The sequence below is a fragment of the Devosia psychrophila genome, from assembly GCF_000971275.1.
In the GTDB taxonomy this organism is placed as follows: domain Bacteria; phylum Pseudomonadota; class Alphaproteobacteria; order Rhizobiales; family Devosiaceae; genus Devosia; species Devosia psychrophila.
Genome location: NZ_LAPV01000015.1, coordinates 1 through 2001, shown reverse-complemented (window position 1 = coordinate 2001; position 2001 = coordinate 1). Strand labels below are relative to the sequence as shown.

At 56.2% G+C, this 2001-nt stretch carries 2 protein-coding genes; both read left to right on the top strand.

From position 1 onward, the window contains the following. Positions 1–882 (top strand): hypothetical protein (locus WH91_RS25060; protein WP_210165766.1); only part of this gene is annotated, 882 nt, incomplete at its 5' end. Between the two features lie 368 nt (positions 883–1250). Beyond that, complete coding sequence (locus tag WH91_RS02150; RefSeq protein ID WP_046169378.1) at positions 1251–1934, top strand: hypothetical protein; 684 nt, start codon at positions 1251–1253, stop codon at positions 1932–1934. Positions 1935–2001: the final 67 nt, after the last annotated feature.

Here is a 2001-nt window from a genome sequence, read left to right as displayed (position 1 = left end):
TTGGGTGTCGAAGAGTTGGCCTTGAACGGCGGATATGGGTCGGAACCTGACTGGCCACTTCGGGTCGGTTGCGGACGTCCACGTCGAGCAACTATTCCACTGTTCCAGTCCGCATATTATGCGAATCCAGCGACCGCTTCGCGCCCCAATCCCGTCGCTCATCCGGCGTTGCCTATCCCTGAGAGCTGCCACTACGTCCCCCCGCCGCTAGACTCTCGGTTCTTTCTCTTTTGTCGCAAGACTGGTAGCGCCCTTCTTGGATCAGGCAAAAAAGCGAAGTCGGCCAAGGATGAGGACATCCGCCGCCCTTGGGAGCAAGAGATGAACCGTACTGAGAGGTTTAGGCGCGTGGCCCTTTTGATGGCCAGTTTCCTGCGAAACCTGGCCTATCTGCGAGCATTTAAGGACGTGCACGCCCGTATCCCGATGGATTGGACCAGAGATTTTTGGATCACTCAGGGAGGAAACTGCACCGATATCGCCGTCTTAGAGTGGTGTAAGCTTTTTGCAGACCGTGCCGACAAACACCACTGGTCAAGGATTGTCGCTGACCTTGACGCCTTCAAGCCGTCTTTGCTCGCTCGACTGGGAATGGAGGAAGCGGCCTATTCCGATTACGTGACCTCGGTTCGGCGATATCGCGACAAGTTTGTCGCTCACCTAGATTCTGACAACGTGATGGACATACCCATGCTCGACATCGCTGAGCGCGCGGTCTTTTTTTATCACCAGCACCTGACCACCCAAGAAGTAAGCGATCCGCTGCAGGTCTTTCGCCCACTTCCTTCGTCAAGCGCAGAGCTGACCTTATATTTTGAGCACCACTGCCGGGCAGCGGCGCACACTTATAACGAGGTTTTGCCGCCCTTGCGCACCATCTGAGGGGGCTGTTAGTAACCTCGTATGCCCGCTTCATACTCCATGAGGCCTCTTTGTCCGAAGCCATGGAGATCTGACCTGATCGGCTTCGCCGGAGCCAGTGAAGGCGCTGTCGGCTAGGCGCCCCATCTCCGTTGTTCAAGCCGCGACTGCGAACTCCCGAAAGAGGAATCAAGGCCAAAGGCGTCCCAAGCGGGGTGGGTTCAGGCGGTCTGGTCTAGGGCAGTCGGTAACGCAGACAACACGGCGATCGGCATACACTCGGCTGACCGTGCGCAAACGCCTGCTTGCGTTTTCGATGGCCGTAACCTCTCCTTAACGGGGAGCAGGAGGGCGGCGCCCTCCCTTCCGCTATCAGCTTAGGCAATCTGATGAAACAGAAACCTCCCGCAGAAGATCCGCGCTTCCATCATGAGATTTGGACTGGTGCCACCGCCGAAAGCGCTAACACCGTCTCCGGCATCTATTACGTCGAGAACCACAACGGCCAATGCAGCTATGCCGAATTGGCCCTCGACTTCCAGATTGCCGCCGACCTGGTCATTGAAACCTATCAGAAGAACGGAATGGGAAACTGGACTGCGCCACTTGCCCACTTGGTGCGCCAGACGCTGGAGCTTCGCCTGAAGGCGTTGCTCGACATGGTCGGTCAAAAAAGCGGGAAGATAGAAACTAGGCTGCTCTATTCTCACGACCTGAAGGCCATCTGGACACATTGCAGGGATTGGCTCGGCCAGTCTGGTTACCGGTTTCGTGAAGACGCCCGATTAGCTCAGACCGTGAGGCTGATTGAGGCGTTTCACGCTATCGATCCCTCGGGCGATCTCTTCCGTTTCGGTATTTCCAGCCAGACGGCGTTCGGCAAGCAAAAGAGCTACGACAGGGTCGGTCTCAGAATGGAAATTCTGGTGCCTGACTTCGCCGCATCGGACGGCTTCCTACAACATTGGGAAGCGGTCCTGCTACGTGAAATCATGGCGATCGAGATGAATTGGGATAAGGACCCATTCTTCGATCCAAATGACTTTCCGAAGGTTGCGACTGGTGCGCTTTGAGTTCGGTGACAGGGGCATTAGCGTTACTCGATGGAGCTGAACACCCGCGAAATCGCAACGCTTATCT

Excerpts from the sequence above, each read along its gene's own strand:
- WH91_RS02150 (WP_046169378.1), top strand. The coding sequence starts at position 1,251 with ATGAAACAGAAACCTCCCGCAGAAGATCCGCGCTTCCATCATGAGATT.